15 protein-coding genes and 1 pseudogene are annotated in these 18557 nt (G+C 40.0%); 9 read left to right on the forward strand and 7 right to left on the reverse strand.

The window, feature by feature from the left end:
- Window positions 1-165 precede the first annotated feature (165 nt).
- Both MN869_RS02580 and MN869_RS02585 read left to right on the forward strand, forming a co-directional pair.
- A complete protein-coding gene (locus MN869_RS02580; protein ID WP_005202428.1) occupies window positions 166-750 on the forward strand; it encodes an aminodeoxychorismate/anthranilate synthase component II in 585 nt (194 codons plus the stop codon).
- A 355-nt stretch (window positions 751-1105) separates the two neighbouring features.
- The gene (locus MN869_RS02585; protein WP_005202416.1) at window positions 1106-2470 is read left to right on the forward strand and encodes an L-cystine transporter; all 1365 of its coding nucleotides are present in this window, start codon (window positions 1106-1108) and stop codon (window positions 2468-2470) included.
- A gap of 59 nt (window positions 2471-2529) precedes the next feature.
- Here MN869_RS02585 and MN869_RS02590 read toward each other — a convergent pair.
- Window positions 2530-5302: pseudogene (locus MN869_RS02590) on the reverse strand (M1 family metallopeptidase).
- Window positions 5303-5309: 7 nt separating this feature from the next.
- The gene (locus tag MN869_RS02595; RefSeq protein WP_005202411.1) at window positions 5310-8042 is read right to left on the reverse strand and encodes a TonB-dependent receptor; all 2733 of its coding nucleotides are present in this window, start codon (window positions 8040-8042) and stop codon (window positions 5310-5312) included.
- A gap of 369 nt (window positions 8043-8411) precedes the next feature.
- Here MN869_RS02595 and trpD point away from each other — a divergent pair, with 369 nt between their 5' ends.
- The 7 genes from trpD to MN869_RS02630 all read left to right on the forward strand — a co-directional run bounded on the left by trpD (window position 8412) and on the right by MN869_RS02630 (window position 13235).
- Window positions 8412-9461, forward strand: coding sequence for an anthranilate phosphoribosyltransferase (gene trpD / locus MN869_RS02600; protein WP_032812186.1), 1050 nt, complete (start codon window positions 8412-8414; stop codon window positions 9459-9461).
- Between the two features lie 9 nt (window positions 9462-9470).
- Window positions 9471-10277: an indole-3-glycerol phosphate synthase TrpC gene (trpC, locus tag MN869_RS02605; protein ID WP_005202409.1), complete on the forward strand. Its 807-nt coding sequence runs from the start codon at window positions 9471-9473 to the stop codon at window positions 10275-10277.
- 128 nt (window positions 10278-10405) lie between these two features.
- Window positions 10406-10825, forward strand: coding sequence for a hypothetical protein (locus MN869_RS02610; RefSeq protein WP_005202407.1), 420 nt, complete (start codon window positions 10406-10408; stop codon window positions 10823-10825).
- Between the two features lie 205 nt (window positions 10826-11030).
- Window positions 11031-11720, forward strand: a complete 690-nt coding sequence (locus tag MN869_RS02615; RefSeq protein ID WP_017402419.1) for a Smr/MutS family protein — start codon at window positions 11031-11033, stop codon at window positions 11718-11720.
- 91 nt (window positions 11721-11811) lie between these two features.
- Window positions 11812-12360, forward strand: a complete 549-nt coding sequence (gene folE / locus MN869_RS02620) for a GTP cyclohydrolase I FolE (protein ID WP_005202404.1) — start codon at window positions 11812-11814, stop codon at window positions 12358-12360.
- A gap of 12 nt (window positions 12361-12372) precedes the next feature.
- Window positions 12373-12873 (forward strand): endonuclease V, encoded by a 501-nt coding sequence (locus MN869_RS02625; RefSeq protein WP_005202402.1) that lies wholly within the window; start codon window positions 12373-12375, stop codon window positions 12871-12873.
- Window positions 12873-13235, forward strand: coding sequence for a cupin domain-containing protein (locus MN869_RS02630; RefSeq protein WP_005202400.1), 363 nt, complete (start codon window positions 12873-12875; stop codon window positions 13233-13235). Before MN869_RS02625 ends, MN869_RS02630 begins: the two co-directional genes overlap by 1 nt.
- 11 nt (window positions 13236-13246) lie before the next feature.
- Here the strand turns inward: MN869_RS02630 and MN869_RS02635 are convergent, their stop codons facing one another.
- The 5 genes from MN869_RS02635 to hemE form a co-directional block, all read right to left on the reverse strand.
- A complete protein-coding gene (locus MN869_RS02635; RefSeq protein ID WP_005202399.1) occupies window positions 13247-13987 on the reverse strand; it encodes an SMI1/KNR4 family protein in 741 nt (246 codons plus the stop codon).
- A 27-nt stretch (window positions 13988-14014) separates the two neighbouring features.
- Window positions 14015-15895, reverse strand: a complete 1881-nt coding sequence (locus tag MN869_RS02640; RefSeq protein WP_005202398.1) for a DUF4105 domain-containing protein — start codon at window positions 15893-15895, stop codon at window positions 14015-14017.
- Window positions 15896-15974: 79 nt separating this feature from the next.
- Window positions 15975-16445, reverse strand: coding sequence for a DUF3015 family protein (locus tag MN869_RS02645; RefSeq protein WP_005202397.1), 471 nt, complete (start codon window positions 16443-16445; stop codon window positions 15975-15977).
- A 184-nt stretch (window positions 16446-16629) separates the two neighbouring features.
- The gene (locus MN869_RS02650; RefSeq protein WP_005202396.1) at window positions 16630-17424 is read right to left on the reverse strand and encodes a DUF817 family protein; all 795 of its coding nucleotides are present in this window, start codon (window positions 17422-17424) and stop codon (window positions 16630-16632) included.
- A gap of 42 nt (window positions 17425-17466) precedes the next feature.
- Window positions 17467-18540, reverse strand: coding sequence for a uroporphyrinogen decarboxylase (hemE, locus tag MN869_RS02655; RefSeq protein WP_005202395.1), 1074 nt, complete (start codon window positions 18538-18540; stop codon window positions 17467-17469).
- Between the last annotated feature and the right edge of the window lie 17 nt (window positions 18541-18557).

Below are 18557 nucleotides of genomic sequence, written 5' to 3' on the forward strand. Positions count from 1 at the left end.
GAATGAGGTAGTCACAAGAGAATCAAAATCTGCTACATTAGCCGCTTAAGTAAAGCGGCTTTACTTTATTTATAACAGCCACTTCTCTTAAAGTGAGTAACAATGTGAGTAACACCACACAGCACTCAAACAAACATTTAATATAATCAATAGGTTGATTCTAAAATGCTTCTAATGATTGACAATTATGACTCATTTACTTACAACATCGTTCAATACTTTGGCGAGTTGAATCAAGAAGTAAAAGTTGTTCGTAATGATCAAGTGACATTAGAGGATATTGAGCGATGGCAGCCAAAATATCTGGTGATTGGCCCGGGTCCTTGCTCACCGAGTGAAGCGGGTATCTCTATTCCAGCCATCAATCACTTTGCTGGCAAAATTCCTTTGCTTGGCGTTTGCTTAGGTCATCAAGCGATTGGACAGGCTTTTGGTGGCAATATCATTCGCGCTAAAACAGTGATGCATGGCCGCCTATCCGATATGCACCATAGTGACAAAGGGATTTTTAGCAACTTGCCGTCGCCTTTTGCCGCTACACGTTACCATTCACTGGTGATTGAACAGGAAACTTTGCCTGAATGCTTAGAAGTTATCTGCTGGACCAATCAAACAGATGGTACGATTGAAGAAATTATGGGTGTCAAACATAAAACACTTCCTGTGGAAGGTGTGCAATTCCACCCTGAGTCTATTTTGAGTGAACACGGCCATCAAATTTTCAAAAACTTCTTGGATATTTATGCTTAATCTCAAGATTTAACAATACTAAGCATCTAAACAGCCTATTTTTATAAGTAGGCTGTTTTTATTTTGAACATATAAAAACAATATATAACTCATACATACTGCACAAATTTTCAGCATTAAAATTAATCTGAAAACTTACACTTAAAAACAAGTCATTCTTTTTCAATAATTAATCCACTTTTCACACGTTATAAAAAGTAAGTTCAATCCTCAATTTCTGTTTTGTCTGATTGCATTTTACTTTTTTAGATTAACTATAGTCATAGGAATGATTAAGTTTCAGGGCGGCTGGATGATAGAATCTAAGTCATTGTTCTTAGCATTCCCCCTGAATGATCTATCAGGATAACCTATTGTGAATACCTTGGTTTTATTGAATATTATTGTTTTCGTCCTGCTCATGGCAGGATTGTTTTTTAGCTACCGTAAAGATTGGAGTCTCTCCAAAAAAGTTCTGATCGGTATGATCGTAGGTATCTTTTTTGGTTTAGCCCTTAAAGCGGTCTATGGTGATAACCCTGTTATTGAACATTCAATTGCATGGATTAACCTTGTTGGTAATGGTTATGTACAACTATTACAAATGGTGATCATGCCACTGATTTTCATTTCAATTTTAAGTGCAGTGGTGAAACTACATCAAACCACGTCTCTTGGAAAAATCAGTGTACTCGTGATTGGTATCTTGTTAGTGACCACGGCTATTGCAGCACTTGTCGGTGCTGGAATCACCAATTTATTCGGCTTAACGGCTGAAGGACTGGTACAAGGCACCAAAGAAGCAGCACGTCTGGCAACCATCCAAAGTCAATACATTGGGCAAGTGACAGATTTAGATGTTCCAAAGCTCTTGCTTTCACTATTCCCTCAAAACCCATTTGCTGATTTAACCGGTGTTCGTCCAACAGCGATCATCAGTGTGGTGATTTTCTCTGCATTTTTAGGTGTGGCAGCACTTAAACTGATGGATAAAGACACCGTCAATGGCGAAAGAATCAGACACGGGATTGAAGCGCTGCAAGCCTTGGTGATTAGTCTTGTCCGCTTAGTGATGCAATTTACGCCTTATGGTGTATTAGCATTGATGACTAAAATGGTGGCAACAGCAAATGTAGCCGACATCGTTAAATTAGGTGAGTTCCTCGTTGCATCTTATCTTGGACTTGCAATCATGTTCCTCGTACATGCGCTGATTTTGCTGTTTGTACGTGTCAATCCAATCGACTTTTTCAAGAAAGTTTTTCCTGTTTTAACTTTTGCATTTACCAGTCGTTCAAGTGCCGCGAGTATTCCACTCAATATTGAAGCACAAACCAAACAATTGGGTGTGCCTGAAGGTATCGCCAGCTTCTCGGCTTCCTTTGGTGCAACCATTGGTCAAAATGGTTGTGCTGGTTTATACCCTGCGATGCTGGCGGTTATGGTTGCGCCAACAGTGGGTATCAATCCACTTGATCCGTTATGGATTGCCCAATTGGTTGTGGTGGTGACTCTCAGTTCGATTGGTGTAGCTGGCGTTGGTGGCGGTGCAACCTTCGCTGCTTTAATCGTCCTCCCAGCCATGGGCTTACCGATTACTTTAGTTGCGCTATTGATTTCAATTGAGCCATTGATTGATATGGGCCGTACTGCTTTAAACGTCAACGGTTCGATGACTGCAGGCACAGCGACCAGTCAATTACTCGGTGTCAGAAATCCACAGCCCGATAATGATGCTTAAAACACACTGAAAATAAAAAAGCCAACGCATCATCGTTGGCTTTTTTATAACTGAATAAATTACAACTTCAACTGTTGCACGAGCGAACCATCTTGTTTCGCCACTAAGGATTCACACAGTTGAATCCGTTCCTTGGTTTGATTTAAACCACGCTCGACTCCGACCAACTCTTTTGTTCTCGGTGCAAAGAAGGCATTCAACTGCGTCGCTTCTTGTTGTGTACAAGCTGCACCACTAAACAATGCAGGGAAGCGTCCAGCAGAAGACTTACCTAAACGATCAAACACAGCATCGTGATTGGCCTTAAACCATGACCAAAGTCCGCCTTGTTCACCGCTATAGCTATTGATTGAGTTAATCACGGTACGTACTTCACCAACTTTCACACGTGGGTCTAAAACTAACTGACGTGCCTGCTGACGTGTTTCCACCTGATTTGCTGAGCCTAAGGCAGTAAGCATCGCCAAACGTTGGGTCGGTTGCGTGATGTGTTGTAACTCCCCCGCTAAACGATCAAAGGTAGGCTGCCCTTTTTCTTGTACTCGTACAGCTAAAATCGTTGGTAAAAGCTCGGGGGGTAATGTTGCAAAATTCAATTGCTTTTGAGCGAATAGAGCGTCGGATTGTTTTAACAATTGCTCACGCACTTCTGGCACCTGAATTTCCAATGCAAGAAATTGGGCTAACTCACTACGCCACAAACTATCCTCAGCAGACTCACCTGCTTTGCTCGCATAACCCAATTGATTTAATTTGGGTAGATATAAATTCGTGAGCACTTTTCTAAAATGCTCACGTTCTGCCTCAGTCTTCAGCACATGGCGCTGGATTGTACTGAGCTGCTGAAACAATGCCGTACTAATCTGTCGGCTATTCGAGTTCGCAAACTTCTTCGCCACATCCACCACCGCCAACAGGTTAATATCACCATGGTTAAATGCCGCTGAAACAGCATAGGCATAGGCCAATTGTTCAGTATTAGAGAGTTTTTCTGTAGCGGCAGTCAGACGAGCAAGTTCTGGTTCAGGCAAACTAAATTGGTAATAGCCTGCTGCATCTGCATTTGGAATATACCAACTGTTAATACGTGCACCTTTGAGTTCAATTTTAGCTTCCGCTTGATCGATTAACTCACATTGAACTTTACTTGCTGCATTGGGAACTTCATAACGTACGCATAACGGTACCCCCCAAAGACTGTTGGCATCGCCTTTAGAACCAACAGGTAAGTAACGCGTTTGCTTCACATTTAAAAAGACTTTATTGCCTTGTTGCTGCAATGAGGTACTCAGCAAAGGTACGCCCGGTTGATCAATAAAACTTTTCACCGCTTTGCTAAAACGCTCAGCTTGACCAGACTGTTCTGCAAGGGAACTAATTAAATCATTGGCTGTGGCATTACCATATTGATGCTTGTGAATATAATTACGCACCCCTTGTTTGAATTTGTCTTCGCCTAGATAGCTCTCAAACATATTTAAAACAGCTGCACCTTTTTGGTAGGTAATGCCATCAAAAGCCGTTTGAATATCGGCATTGCTTAAAATTGGCTGACGGATACGGCGTACACTGACCAAGCTATCACTTTTCATCGCCCCTGCAGTATCAACGACACGTTCAAGATCAGCGTTAAATTCAGGATGTAATTGTTGGGTAATCTTACTTTGCATCCACGTGGCAAAAGATTCATTCAACCACAGGTCATCCCACCACGGCATGGTCACCACATCCCCAAACCATTGATGTGCCAATTCATGCGCATTGACATTAAAAGAGCTTTGTACAAATGACACGGGAGAGTCTTTATCCAGTAGCATTAGATAGTCTCTAAATGTAATCAGTCCGGGATTTTCCATCGCACCCGCCGCAAAGTCAGGTGCAGCAAGCAAATCTAGCTTGTCGAATGGATATCCGAATGCAAAATAATCTTCTAATGTTTTTAAAATTGCGGGAGTTTCAGACAAGGCATGCTGCATTTTTTCAGCCTTAGCATCGGGTGCAAGACCTCGTAATTTGATCGCCTGTTTACGCCACTCAGTCGCACCAATATCAGGACCTTGTTGTACTTGCCAAGGACCAACCGCCAATGCCAGTAGATAGGTTGGTAGTGGTTTGGTCGGGGCAAAGCTTAAAGTTTTCCAACCCGATTTTTCGGTCTGTTCAGAGACTTGATTTGTATTGGCAAAACCTGAATATTTACTTGGTATGGTTAATCGAATATTAAAGGGTGTTTTAAAACGTGGCTCATCAAATGATGGAAAGGATTGACGTGCACTGATCGCCTCCATTTGAGTCATGACATAAGGTTTACCCTCAAACTCAATTTTATAAATACCGTCCAGTTGCTGATCATAATCGGCATTGAAATCCAATACTAAGCTGTACTGACCTGCTGGTAATGTCTGGGCAAATTTAATCAGACTGACACCATCAACTTCTGAAGCTTGCTCATATTTGGCCGTGGTTTTCTGTCCAGCTGCGGATAGGATGTTGGCCTCTTTTACCGATAAAGATTTGCCATGAATCCAAACATGATCGGTTGCTTGGGTCAGTTTTAAATGAATGGTGGTTTTACCGGTATAACTTTTTTGTGCAGGATCAATTTTAAAATCTAAATCATAAGATTCGGGTATGGCCCATTCAGGCAATTTGCCGATTGGAATTTGTTCATTGCTATTTGATGCAAAAATCTGGGTTGCAGATAATGAAAGTAATGTTGTAAGTAGCAATTGTTTTTTAAATGAAGGTTTGACCAACATAGGAGATCTGTCCTCTGTAGTTTTTAAAATAAAAAGACGCAGCAAATGGTGTACCACTTCGCTGCGTCCACACATCATTGTTAGAATTTATAATTAAACTCCAACCAACCCTGACGGCCGATTGGTGAATATGATCCTACTGGATAATATGGCCATCCGCCTGTGTCATCGTGTTTCACTTTGTCAAATAGGTTATTCACAATGATTGATGCAGAGGCCTTGGGTGAAATTTGATAAGTTCCACTCCAATTGACCAAATAAGTCGGGCTTAAGTAAGCTGTTTGATTACCGTTTGGAATCTTGCCGTAGCGATTGACTAATACGGTTGATGCCCAATCACCGAGACTCCAACGGAGACTGGTATTAAAGCGGTCTCGCCAATCTGGAATGGTTAAGTCTTTTAAATAGTTATCTTTCTCGCCATCTTTTGATTGTTGATATTCACGTTCAAGCACACGGCTATAATTCACCGTCCACAGGAAGTTACCTAAATTTTCTGTTTTCCAACGCCATTTGCTGGTGAAATCAATCCCACGAGTATGATCTGAGGCAGCATTGATCGGAACAATATTGATATTGTTGATCACATTTGGATCAACCACTGCATTTGTAGGATTGCGCTCTACTCGTGCCAACGCATCAACACATTGTGCCGAATTGATATCTTGTGCACCCAAACGACAATCAGCTTCTAAACGTAAAATCTTATCTTCACTTAAATTGGTTACCAGATTATCAATTTTGATATCCCAATAATCGACGGAAATATCAAACTTATTGCTTGGAGACCAAACAAAACCTGCACCATAAGATTTGCCTTCTTCTGGCTTTAAATCTTTGTTGCCCGTTAGTGTGTAGTTCGCACCAGGCGAATAATCTTTAAAGCTACATTTATCTAATGCTTGTCCCGTTTGGCTACAACGTAAATAATCGGTGGTACTTGGGAAATACCCTCTTTGTTTATTCAAAAACAGATAGTTCATATCTGGTGCACGAAAACTGGTTGCGTAGTTGCCTCGCACCAATAAGGTTGGATGTGGTCTAAATTCTAAGCCTGAACCAAATGTGAATTTATCAATACTACTATCTGACAAAGCATAACGGTCATAGCGTCCAGACAAGGTGAGGTTGAGCGGTTTAGCTAAAGGTAAGAATAATTCCGTACCTAATGCCTGACGGGTACGTGCCCCACCATATTCACCACTGGAAGTGGCATTATAGAAGTCCCCATTTTCCACCGCCTTATCGGGTTTGATTTTAAAACCTTGGCGTCCAATTTCTGCCACAGCAGCAAGCTTGGCCGTTCCTGCAGGCAATTCAAACACATCACCATTTGCACTCAGGGTTAAACTCTGTGCCCAAGACTTGTCGTTTTCCTCAGTTGTGCCTGAAATGCTTCTAAACTCACTAGCGGTCAGTGGCCGACTGATACGATCTAAATGCGGGGAATAAATTGGAATACCATCTTGATCTGTCCCCAATTGCCGACCTAAGAAATATTCATCAACATTCGAACGTACCAGCCCTTGTTTACGTAATTGACTGGTATAAATCGAGCCATTATAGGCTGCTTCATAACGCCAGCTACTGTCTCCAATATCGCCACGGATACCAAAGTTCAAATTGGAGGAGAGTTCTTTCCATTTTTTATTGGCTTGCTCGACACCACCGAGTTCTTCTGGTGCAAAACGTCGTGTCCAGATTTCATAATTTCCTGTGTCTTGATTGAGGAAATAGCCACTACTTGCGCCTAAAGAAGTCCATGTCGGGCCACGAGTATTGTTTTCAATTTGATTGGCACCAATCAAAACATCCGCGAATAATTGAGTTTTCTCATTCAGCTCATAATCTAAACCGAGATAACCATTTTGGCTGCGATTCTTGGTTTGAACCGTCCAATAGGTCGGTCTGGCTAAACCACTGGCACAATTATCGGTCCCCGCTTTTCCAATATTTTTTACTGAGCCTTTAAATAGATCATCAAATGCCTCACAGCCATTAATTGAAAGATATTGGCCTGTCTTGGCATTTTTACGTCCAACGATCGTGTCTGGCTTTTCCCCTCGAAGCGTTCGGCTCGACATGAAATCTCGGTCAGCCGCCCAAATTGGTTCGCGCCCACTCAGTTCAACACCATAAACCAGATTGAGCTTGTCCAATGTTTTACTGCCACTCAATTGTAGACGTAAATTTTCACCACCTTCTTTAGTGCCACCTGCCTTGATATTGAATTGTGTCCCATCAGTTTTCTTTTTCAGGATGATATTGACTACACCCGCAATCGCATCTGAACCATAAATCGCGGAAGCTCCACCATTTAAGATTTCAATGCGGTCAATAATCGCAGTCGGAATATTGGCTAAATTGACAAAATTCACAGCGCCGTCATAAGGCACTGGATAATCTGCAACTCGGTGTCCATTAATTAAGGTTAAGGTATGGTTCGGCCCTAAACCGCGCAAACTAATCGCATTGGCTGCGGGAGTAAAAGTATTGCCATAATCCGCGCCTTGTACAAAACCTGTGTTTTGCGTCAGGTTATTCAAGGCATCAAAGGCATTACTAAAACCGTGTTTCTCGATATCGGCTGCGGTAATCACGGTCACACTGGTTGGGCCATCTTTCTGGGCTTTGGATATACGTGAACCTGTCACCGCAACATGCACCACTTTATCCGATGTTGTCGTTGTTTGTGGCTGTTCTACATTTGTCTCCGCATGGCTCTCTAATGGATGAAGACATGCAATAAAGACAAAAACAAAACAACCTTTGTTTTTAACAGCCCCAAGATATTTCAAGTAATTTAGATACATATTTATGAATGAGTAAAATGAAGACCGCCCTAATATATCTACTTTTATTTAGTTGATTTATACACATTTTTTATAGGGATATGTGTGAATAAGATATACCAAATGGTTGATTATTTATCATAAAAACTAAAATAACTCCCCCATAAAATAAAACCTTTTTCATTCAATCACTCCCAGTCACAAATTTACCAATGCGCCTAAACGGGTTAAATTTTAAAAACTCTCTAGCCACAACCCAAATCTTGAGTTATTTTCTGCTAACATAGCCCTTTAGCGGGTGGGACACACACCACATAAAGCTGAGCTATCCTTCATCATCAACCACTTTCATCCAAATTTTTTAATCATTAAATGCTGTAACTCATGACTATGAATATCCAACAGGCACTCAATAACATTACCAAGAACATCCATCTGACCCAGCCACAAATGGAAGATGTCATGCGCAGTATCATGCAAGGTGAAGCCACTGATGCTCAAATCGGTGCGCTAATGATGGGCTTGCGCATGAAGGGTGAAAGTATTGATGAAATTACAGCCGCTGCACGTATTATGCGTGAATTCGCGATTAAAATTGATGTCAGTGATATTCCTCATCTGGTAGATATCGTGGGTACAGGTGGTGATGGTCAAAACTTATTTAATGTTTCAACCGCTTCAAGTTTTGTGATCGCTGCTGCGGGAGCAACTATTGCGAAACATGGTAACCGCGGTGTATCAAGTAAATCAGGTTCTTCTGACGTGCTGGAACAGATTGGCATTCAACTTGATTTAGACATGCAGCAAACAGAACGTTGTATCCGTGAAATGGGCGTAGGTTTCCTGTTTGCGCCAAATCACCATAAAGCCATGAAATATGCGGTAGCGCCACGTCGTGAATTGGGCATTCGTAGTATCTTTAATTTACTTGGTCCACTCACCAACCCTGCTGGCGTAAATCGTTTTGTAATTGGCGTATTCTCAGATGAACTTTGCCGTCCCATTGCTGAAGTATTAAAACAGCTTGGTGCCGAGCATGTACTGGTGGTGCATTCTAAAGATGGTTTAGACGAGATCAGTCTAGCTGCGCCAACCGCTGTGGCTGAGCTTAAAGATGGCGAAGTTACAGAATGGACGTTGAACCCCGAAGACGTTGGTATCGCCTCTCAAACACTCACCGGTTTAGTCGTCAATAGTTCAGAAGAAAGCTTAAAGCTAATCAAAGATGCTTTGAGTCGTGACAAATCAGACGTAGGCGAAAAAGCAGCAAATATGATTGCACTCAATGCAGGTGCAGGCATTTACGTCGCAGGTATTACCAAAACCTATAAACAAGCCGTTGAGCTGGCTCAAGATATTCTTTACGGCGGACAAGCCTTAGAAAAAATGAGTATCTTGGCTGAATTTACCAAAACATTGAAACAATATCAGGCAGACTAAGGACTTCTCATGATCGATATTCAAAATACCATTTTAGGTAAAATTGTTGACCGCAAACATGAGGAGCTTGCAGCACGTTTAAAACAACGTAGCTTGCATGATGTTGAGCAGTGGGCAAATGAAGCAACGCCTGTGCGAGGTTTTGCCAATGCTTTACAGCATAAACGCCCTGCTGTAATTGCAGAAATTAAAAAAGCATCACCTTCTAAAGGTGTGATCCGTGCAGACTTTAATCCTGCGGAAATTGCACAACAATATGAACAAGCAGGTGCAGCCTGTTTATCGGTATTGACCGATGTGGATTTCTTCCAAGGTGCAGACGAAAATATTGCGATTGCACGTCAGCATTGTGCCCTACCTGCTTTGCGTAAAGATTTCTTGATTGATCCTTATAATGTGGTTGAAGCACGTGCGCTACATGCTGATTGTATTTTATTGATCGTGGCATGTTTATCAGATCAACAACTGGAAGAAATGTCGAAAACAGCATTTGAACAACAGTTGGATGTATTGGTTGAGGTGCATGATGAATATGAATTGGAACGTGCGCTAAAACTTTCTGAGCAATGTATTTTGGGTGTGAACAACCGTAATCTTAAAACCTTTGATGTGGATTTAAATACCTCATTGCGTTTAAAGAAATTATTGCCTGCTTCCCGTATCTTAGTTACTGAAAGTGGTATTGCCATGCCTACTGATGTAGAGATGATGCAAGCCAATGACATTCATACTTTCCTTGTGGGTGAAAGCTTTATGAAACAGCCTCGCCCTGATCAAGCATTTCATGCATTGTTTGGGCAACCTGAGCAGATCTAAGCAAATCAGGTTCAAGGTAAAATTCTACCTTGAACCTTTAAAAAAGTTGCTAGAACTAAATATAGACTCTAAATAAAGAATAAAAATTAGAGTTCAAAATACTAAAAGATAAAAATCGATGAAACAATATGAGTAATTTTTTATTAATCTTGGGGCTGATCTTTTTAGTTAGCTTTCCTATTTATAGTCATCTATTTTTCTACGAAAAAATTCAGAGTTTTAAAGATCCAAGAGTCGCCTATTTCTTTACTTTAATTCCTGGGCTTATTCTTATTGGCATTGCCATGTATTTGTCCCCCGCAAAGACCTACATTAAAACTGAAGAGTGTGGCATCGTAAAACAATATAAAATGTTCCCCAAGAAACGAAGTCAAATCGAGCGCCTGACGATTGTCATGGACCAATCTGGCTATATTCGTTATTTTGACTTTGATCATACTCTGCCGCGTGTTCAAGTAAATGAGCATATATGCTTTGAACTTTATGATCGCTTTAAGAATAGGGGTTTAAACCAATCACGCATTATCAAAATCATTACTCTTCCTTAAGTAATAAACGCCATTAAACATTTAGTTTTTTAATACAAAGATCACAGTAGAAGTAAAAACTAAATTAATTTCTCACCTACACATTCAATTCTGTCTAATGATTTAAATTGCATTCCTTTTCCCTATGAATGCAATTCAGTTCAAATCATCACGGTTTCGGACTATAATTTTATATCTCTCGTATCTTGCCTATTTTTCTAAACTTATGAGTAAACACGATTCATCGCTTTCTAAAGACCAGTTTAACTTACTGAAAGCCTTTAAAAAGCAAATCTCTAATCCTCAAGCGAGTGCTATTGCAAAACAAGCAGAGTCACAAAAAGCTCCAGCCGTTGCAGAAGAGTTGGAAGATACTGAGCTTTTTAAAAAAGCCCTGCTTGGGGTAAAACCAATCGACAATCAAAATATTGCCGATACTCGCGTTGCACGCAGTAAAAAAGTCGATGCTCAAACCTTGGCAAAACGTGCTGCGGCAGAAGGTGGCGCAGAGCAAGAGCTTACAGAAATTTCCGATACCCAAGCAATCTTAAATCCTGTTGCCAGCCAAGCAACTTTAAGCTATCGCATTGCGACTTTACAGCACAAAGTATTTGAAGACTTAAAAGCAGGCAAAATTCGCTGGTTCGAGGCGGTTGACCTACATGGCTGTACCGTTGAGCAAGCACGTGCTGCGGTCTTACAAGTACTTCAAATGGCAAAAGATGAAAATCAAAATGTCGTTAAAATTGTGCACGGTAAAGGGCCCGAAGCAATTTTAAAAACCTATGTCAATGGTTGGCTCAGACAGCATCGTGATGTGCTTGCTTTCGTTAGTGCGCCAGAAAATCAAGGCGGTACAGGAGCGGTTTTAGTCCTGCTCAAACGTGCCGAAAAGAACCCTAAGTACAAACAGTAATCGGCATTTTTATCAAAATTAAGATTTCCAATCGTTTTCTGATACAATTGCCGTTTTTGTTCAACCCACCTAAGTGAACATTGTTATGTCTATGCAGCAATCGTACGCAAATATCTTAACTGCCGTTGGTGAAGACCTAAATCGCCCGGGCTTAAAAGATACGCCAATGCGTGCGGCTAAAGCTTTCTCTTTTTTAACTTCTGGCTATAGCAAAACGCTTGAAGAAGTTACAAATAGCGCGCTCTTCCCTTCCGATAACCATGAAATGGTATTGGTCAAAAATATTGAATTTTATTCACTTTGTGAACATCATCTACTGCCATTCTATGGTCGTGTGCACATTGCATATTTACCTGAAGGTCAAGTTTTAGGTTTATCAAAATTTGCGCGTATTACAGAAATGTTTGCACGTCGTCTACAAGTTCAAGAAAACTTGACGCAGCAAATTGCAGAAGCAGTTGCAGAAGTGACTCAAGCACGTGGTGTTGCAGTTGTAATTGACTCTGCGCATATGTGTATGATGATGCGTGGTGTAGGTAAACAAGAATCAACCACACGTACGGTTTCTTTTGTTGGTGATTTTAAAACCGACAAAGATGTACGTCGTGAATTCTTAAGTGCTGTTCCTGAAAACTATTAAGCTTTCTGAATAATGATTCTAGCCATTGATGTTCATTATAAAGAAAATTCAGCTTTCATTGCAGGTGTAATTTTTCCCGTATGGGAAAGTACAACTCCAAAACAGATTTATACAAAACACATTCATCCAATTGCTGAATATGAATCAGGTAATTTTTATAAACGAGAATTACCTTGTATTCTTGCGTTACTACATGACATTCATGATCCAATTGATTACATTATAATTGATGGATATGTCACCTTGGGTCATGAAGGTAATGCTGGTTTAGGCAGTCATCTCTGGCAAAACTTGATCCCCAAAATCCCAGTGATTGGTGTGGCGAAGAATTATTTCAAAGATACGCCTAAAGCATGTGAAATTATACGTGGTAAAAGTCTTAAACCGTTATATATCACAAGCATTGGCATCGATTTAGAACAAGCGAAACAATATATTATGAGGATGTCAGGACAACATCGTATTCCCAACTTGCTCAAATTAGTCGATCAAGAAAGTAGAGCGTTTTTCTAATGCCATCTGTTCAGTTAGCAGGTTTCGGCGATTTAATCGCAAATGAAGCAAGTATTGATTATCCTCGTCCCGATCGTTTGGTTCAAGGTAATCCCGAACGTTTAACCTATAGTTTATATGAACATCCACATATGGACTGTGGCATCTGGCAATGTGAAGTCGGTGCTTGGAATATTCAATTTTCTGAAAACAAACAAGAGTTTTTTCAGATCATTGAAGGAATTGTGCGTATTCACGATGCAAAAACCAATTCTTTTATTGAAGTGACTGCTGGAAATGCAGGGATTATTCCACCCGCATTTGTCGGTACATTTGAAGTGATTGAAGCAGTTAAAAAATACTATGTGATTGTTGAGATTTGAACTTATCTTTTCTAAAAAACTGAATGTGGTTCACTATTAAAATATTGAGCAATTCTTGTTTTAAATTCACAGGCCACTTTTTCAGGCAAATAAATTTTACGCACCTGTTGCTCTGAATAAAAAGAGGGTATCAAGCTGAGTGTAATATGCCTTTCAAAGTCTTTCCATCCTAGCAAACTCTTTAACCTAGTTAATGTCAAAGCTGGCTGTATTTTATAATTCGTATATAAATTCATCATAATCTCAGTAATATCATCATTTTCTCTTATTTCATCGATAATTACCTCAAAACAACGTAATTGTATTCTTAGCCATTCAGCATACCATGCCATAAAGCTATCAGCTCTTTTTATAAAAAATGAATTTTCTTCAAACTCATATATCATTCCTTTATGCATTCCATTCGTAATAATACAATATTCACTAATATAGCTTCCCCAGCCAATGCGCATAAAGCTCCTCACATTAGCATCAAGCCATTCACCATATTCTGGTGTTAAATCCATAGAATACAACTCAAAATCATCTAAAGTCGTGATACCTGTATCAGGTCCACAACACCCCATACCCAACTGCAATAAGAAACTCCTAAACTGAGTTGGAATTTGAATATTTAGTTGCTCTTCTAATTGAAACAACTTTTCTTCATCAACTGAATTAATAATATATTGGTTCAGACTAGCACCATCTACAACAAAACATTGGTCAAACTGTTTAAGTTTTTTTATTTTTTGAGCCACTTCAGACCACATTTTTATTTTCCTATAAAACAATCAACTTTAAAAAAAGTGTACATAACCCACACCGATTTTATTCCAGTCTTTATGATCCTGCTGTTCAAAATCCCAGTTTAAACGTAAAGCATGATTTGTATTCAAACTATATTGAAGTTGCATACCGACTCTTAAATTCCACTGACTCCGATCTTGCCAATACGGTAACTCAATCTGTACCACGCTGTTAATATTGTCTGTCCACAGATTCATACATCCTACCGTTGGCCCTACTCCAACACGCCAGCCTTTATCTAAATTTTTGCCACCTTGAATATGACTTTGCAATTGGGCATAACACAAATTTCGACGATCATAATCTGCCACGCTATAGCCAACTTGCATATTTAGATTCATCACACCATGTTGCTGATCCTCACTAAACTGCCCTTTCTCAACTGACTCCTGTTTCCAACCTAAATTAAAACCCCAAGTGAGTGGTGATTTAAATGGTTGAATCGGGTTATAGGAATTTACCGACAGTAGATCTAAATGTTCTAACTTAAGCTTGTCGTCGCGGTATTGCAGACTGCCATCTAAAAACAAAAGTTGTGTGCCTGCACGATAGCCACCTTGTGGATCAATTAAATCGTGATAAGCCTGACGATGCCCAAGTTCAATAAACTTCTGTCCTTGTACTTCACCCACATTTACCGACAAGTTACGGGCATGGTGCCCTTCTACAGGCTGCTTTTTCGGACGTATCGGTTCTTGACGTTGTTTATCAATCTCGATTTGACTACGCTGAGCAAGTAACTGACGTAATTGAGGTTGGGCAAAATCCGCATCTACCTTATGGCTAATATATTGTAGATATAAATCGTCATAAGCCATTTCTAAAATCTTGGCCTGATCTTGTGGCTGATATGCTTTTAAAATGGGTTGAGTCTGATCTGTCTCGGTAAAAGCAACCTGATGAGCGACTTTGGCTAAAGCTGTGCCATGCTGCTTGGCTTGAGCAAGTAATTGGGTTTCCAAAGCTGGTCGATACACGACTTCTTTTACTAAATTTTGTTGATCGACAGCCTTCAAGGTTTCAATTGGAATGGCAGCATAGTTAAACTGCTGTTTTAAGTTTAAATTTGGACGTACTAAATCAATTAAGCCAAGTAAACGGTAGGCACAGTTATCGCTAACAAAATAATAAGGGAAACTCACATGCTGCATTTCCCAAATATGCTCAACTAGAAACCGAGTTTCCTCTGGGGTTAAATTCAGCTCATACTCCCACAGGTCACGACTTTCAAAATCACCGTATTCTTTTACTTTACGATAATACGGCATTAAAGAATATTCACCTGGATATTGCCCTGTTAAACCTTTCCATGCATAAGACCAGTTATCATCACCTTTCACTGTGGCAGCATAGTTCACTGCATAGGACACTAGATTGAGTTGCTTCTGATCCTTTGGATCTAAACGCAATAGCGTATGTCCAAACATCGAACTTGGATTACCCATAAAATCTGTTGCATAAATCAAAGTCGCTTTATACGGTTTGATTTGATTGATCCAGTCCTCAAATTCCGTACAATTTACTTTTGGCAGCTGTTGATCACTAAGGTTGAGCTGTTGCATCAACCAGCGGCTACGCGCGGGAAATTTACAACGGATGGATTGGTTATCTGGAGCTTCTACAAATAAGGCTTTAATGTCAGCTTGTAATTCATTCTTTAAATTTGTTTTACCATCTTTTGCGTAAAAATAACCCGCATAAGTAACTTCACTATTTTGTTTTTGGTCGGCATACATCAAGCGCTGCCATGTGATGTGCTGATCTAATTGTTTTTGTTTCGCGATGTCCAAATAAGTTTGAAAATCTGATTCAACCATCGCGTGGGCAAAGTGACACATCAAAGACGCAAGTACAAAAGTAGCTAATTTCATTCAATCGCAATTTTTAAGAATAATGATCGTAGGTATAAGAAAACCCTGTCATCAAGACAGGGTTTTAACATGTAGCAAATTAAACGTATGCTTTAAGCACTGCATCTTTTGCCATCACACTTTGTAAAGCGTCTAGCACTTGAAGCGAGTTTGCATTTTTACTTGAATAAATTTCAGCAAAATTTGCTTTAGACACAGCAAAGAAACGTGCTTTGTCATTGGCTTTAATTTGCATTAATTCAGCAAGTACATTTAAGCTTTCGCCTTGGCCAACGGCCATATCACGCGCTAAAGATTCAGCATTTTCATTGGTAAAAGTCACCACTTGAGCTGTGACAGTACCACCTTGACGGCATCCTAAAGTACCAAAAGTAATACCTAATAATTGGTTGGTAAAAATACCATTGGTTGTCGCAGCAAGAATTTTAGGTGCAACACCTTTTTTACCTGCCCAAATTTGTGTACCAGCACCACAACCGACATCATTATCAGCCATTGCAACTGTTGAACCAGCGGTCAATAGAGCAGCTAATGCAATTTTTTTTAACATAGGAACGATCTCCAGTATCAATTATTCTTCAGTATTTGTTATCACTATTGTGTTGTGTAATTCTTCCTACACAAAAGTTAAAATAGCGAGCTTAGCGCGCTTTAGCAAATAAATTTTGAAATATATCTGAAATATTCATAACAAAAGGAAATTAGATGCTCATTTTAAACGATTTTCGAATGGCCTAATTTAACCGCCAAGCCCCATTTTTATCTCGCGTCCCCAAGATTTTTAATACCAACACTAAGCTCAGCAATAATAATAAATACCATGAACCTAATTTACCCCACCCCACCATATGCCATGCATCGACTTGACTTGGGTACAACCAAATTTTATAGAAGGTACTGATGTTCTCTGCAATCCAGATCAAGAAGGCAAGCAACAATAAAATCGGCAACATCGGCACCCTAAAACGATGCTGTTGCAATTGAAAATAAAGTTTTGTTTTCCAGAAAATCAAAATACTCCAAATAAATAATGCAACACGAATATCAGGAATAAAAAACTTGGTCATAAAGTTGAGATAAGACAACACTGCCAAACACAGCATATTGCCAAAATTCGGCAAATTCTCGAATGAAACGTTATAGAGCCGCAATGAGCGAGCAAAAAAACTCCCCACTGCTGAATACATAAACCCCGCAAACAATGGCACAGTAAGTAATTTCAATACCGCTGGTTGTGGGTACTGCCATGAGGCAATCGCTGGATGGGTCAAAAATATTTCCATTCCCATCGCCATGATATGGAATAAAGCAATGACTTTTGCTTCTGCCCATGACTCGAGCTTTAAATAGATCAGACAGACTTGAATGATCAAGGCATAAAACAGCAAATAGTCATAACGAAAGAAGCCCCAATATTCATGACTTCCCATCGGTGCGGTGACTGCAAATGCAATCAAAAGCAACAATCCAAATAAGGCAGCCGAAGCTGCCTTAAAGATAAAGTTGAGCGGTAATACAATCAACGGCACAAAACTGATCCTAGCGTGTTTATCTTGAAATGCTTAAAAATATCAACCTAAATATTTAGCACTGTATTCATGTACAGTATCTACAAAAATCTTAGGTTGTGCTGGATCGACCCATTGGGTAATACCATGACCTAAGTTTGCGATATAGCCTGTTTTTTCACCATTGGCATAAGCATCATCAATCATGGCTTTCACTGATTTTTCAATTGAAGCGGCTGAACCATAAAGCACAGCTGGATCTAAATTACCTTGTAATGCAGCTCGTCCTGCAACCACATCACGTGCAGTATAAAGCGGTGTGGTCCAATCTAAACCAAACGCATCAGCCCCTGTGGTGAGCATCGTTTCCAACCACTGACCACCACCTTTGGTAAACACAATAATCGGAATACGTTGACCATCTTTTTCACGTTGAAGACCTGCAATAATTTTGGTCATGTAGTTCAATGAAAATTCAACATATTCTCTATGCGCGAGCGCACCGCCCCAGCTATCAAAAATCTGAATCGCTTGTGCACCTGCATCAATTTGCGCATTCAAATAATCAATCACTGAATCAGCTAAATGATCTAGCAAAGCATGTAACACTTCTGGCTGTGCGTACATCATATTTTTAATGAAGCGAAACTCTTTACTTGATCCACCTTCAACCATATAAGTTGCTAAAGTCCACGGACTGCCAGAGAAACCAATCAAAGGAACTTGGCCATTTAAAGCAGAACGAATGGTCGAAACAGCATTCATGACATAAGCCAGATCAGATTTGGCATTGAGTTTTGGCAAGTTTGCCACATCTTGTTCAGTACGTACTGTTTTATGAAACTTCGGCCCTTCACCTGTTTCAAAATACAGACCTAAACCTAGAGCATCAGGTACCGTTAAAATATCTGAAAATAAAATTGCAGCATCCAGTTCATAACGGCGTAATGGCTGCAAGGTCACTTCACAAGCAAAGTCAGTATTTTTACATAGAGATAAGAAATCCCCTGCCTGCGCACGAGTTTCACGATATTCTGGTAAATAACGTCCTGCTTGACGCATCATCCATACAGGTGTGGTGTCTACAGGTTCACGTAATAAAGCTCGTAAAAAACGATCATTTTTCAACGTTGTCATTACCCATCTCTAAATTG

Origin of the sequence: Acinetobacter sp. NIPH1876 (assembly GCF_022808535.1) — a bacterium.
Classification (GTDB): Bacteria; Pseudomonadota; Gammaproteobacteria; order Pseudomonadales; family Moraxellaceae; genus Acinetobacter; species Acinetobacter higginsii.

Excerpts from the sequence above, each read along its gene's own strand:
- MN869_RS02625 (WP_005202402.1), top strand. The coding sequence starts at position 12,373 with ATGATTCTAGCCATTGATGTTCATTATAAAGAAAATTCAGCTTTCATT.
- trpC (WP_005202409.1), top strand. The coding sequence starts at position 9,471 with ATGATCGATATTCAAAATACCATTTTAGGTAAAATTGTTGACCGCAAA.
- MN869_RS02595 (WP_005202411.1), bottom strand. The coding sequence starts at position 8,042 with ATGTATCTAAATTACTTGAAATATCTTGGGGCTGTTAAAAACAAAGGT.
- trpD (WP_032812186.1), top strand. The coding sequence starts at position 8,412 with ATGAATATCCAACAGGCACTCAATAACATTACCAAGAACATCCATCTG.
- MN869_RS02630 (WP_005202400.1), top strand. The coding sequence starts at position 12,873 with ATGCCATCTGTTCAGTTAGCAGGTTTCGGCGATTTAATCGCAAATGAA.
- folE (WP_005202404.1), top strand. The coding sequence starts at position 11,812 with ATGCAGCAATCGTACGCAAATATCTTAACTGCCGTTGGTGAAGACCTA.
- MN869_RS02580 (WP_005202428.1), top strand. The coding sequence starts at position 166 with ATGCTTCTAATGATTGACAATTATGACTCATTTACTTACAACATCGTT.
- MN869_RS02610 (WP_005202407.1), top strand. The coding sequence starts at position 10,406 with ATGAGTAATTTTTTATTAATCTTGGGGCTGATCTTTTTAGTTAGCTTT.
- MN869_RS02640 (WP_005202398.1), bottom strand. The coding sequence starts at position 15,895 with ATGAAATTAGCTACTTTTGTACTTGCGTCTTTGATGTGTCACTTTGCC.
- MN869_RS02615 (WP_017402419.1), top strand. The coding sequence starts at position 11,031 with ATGAGTAAACACGATTCATCGCTTTCTAAAGACCAGTTTAACTTACTG.
- hemE (WP_005202395.1), bottom strand. The coding sequence starts at position 18,540 with ATGACAACGTTGAAAAATGATCGTTTTTTACGAGCTTTATTACGTGAA.
- MN869_RS02635 (WP_005202399.1), bottom strand. The coding sequence starts at position 13,987 with ATGTGGTCTGAAGTGGCTCAAAAAATAAAAAAACTTAAACAGTTTGAC.
- MN869_RS02645 (WP_005202397.1), bottom strand. The coding sequence starts at position 16,445 with ATGTTAAAAAAAATTGCATTAGCTGCTCTATTGACCGCTGGTTCAACA.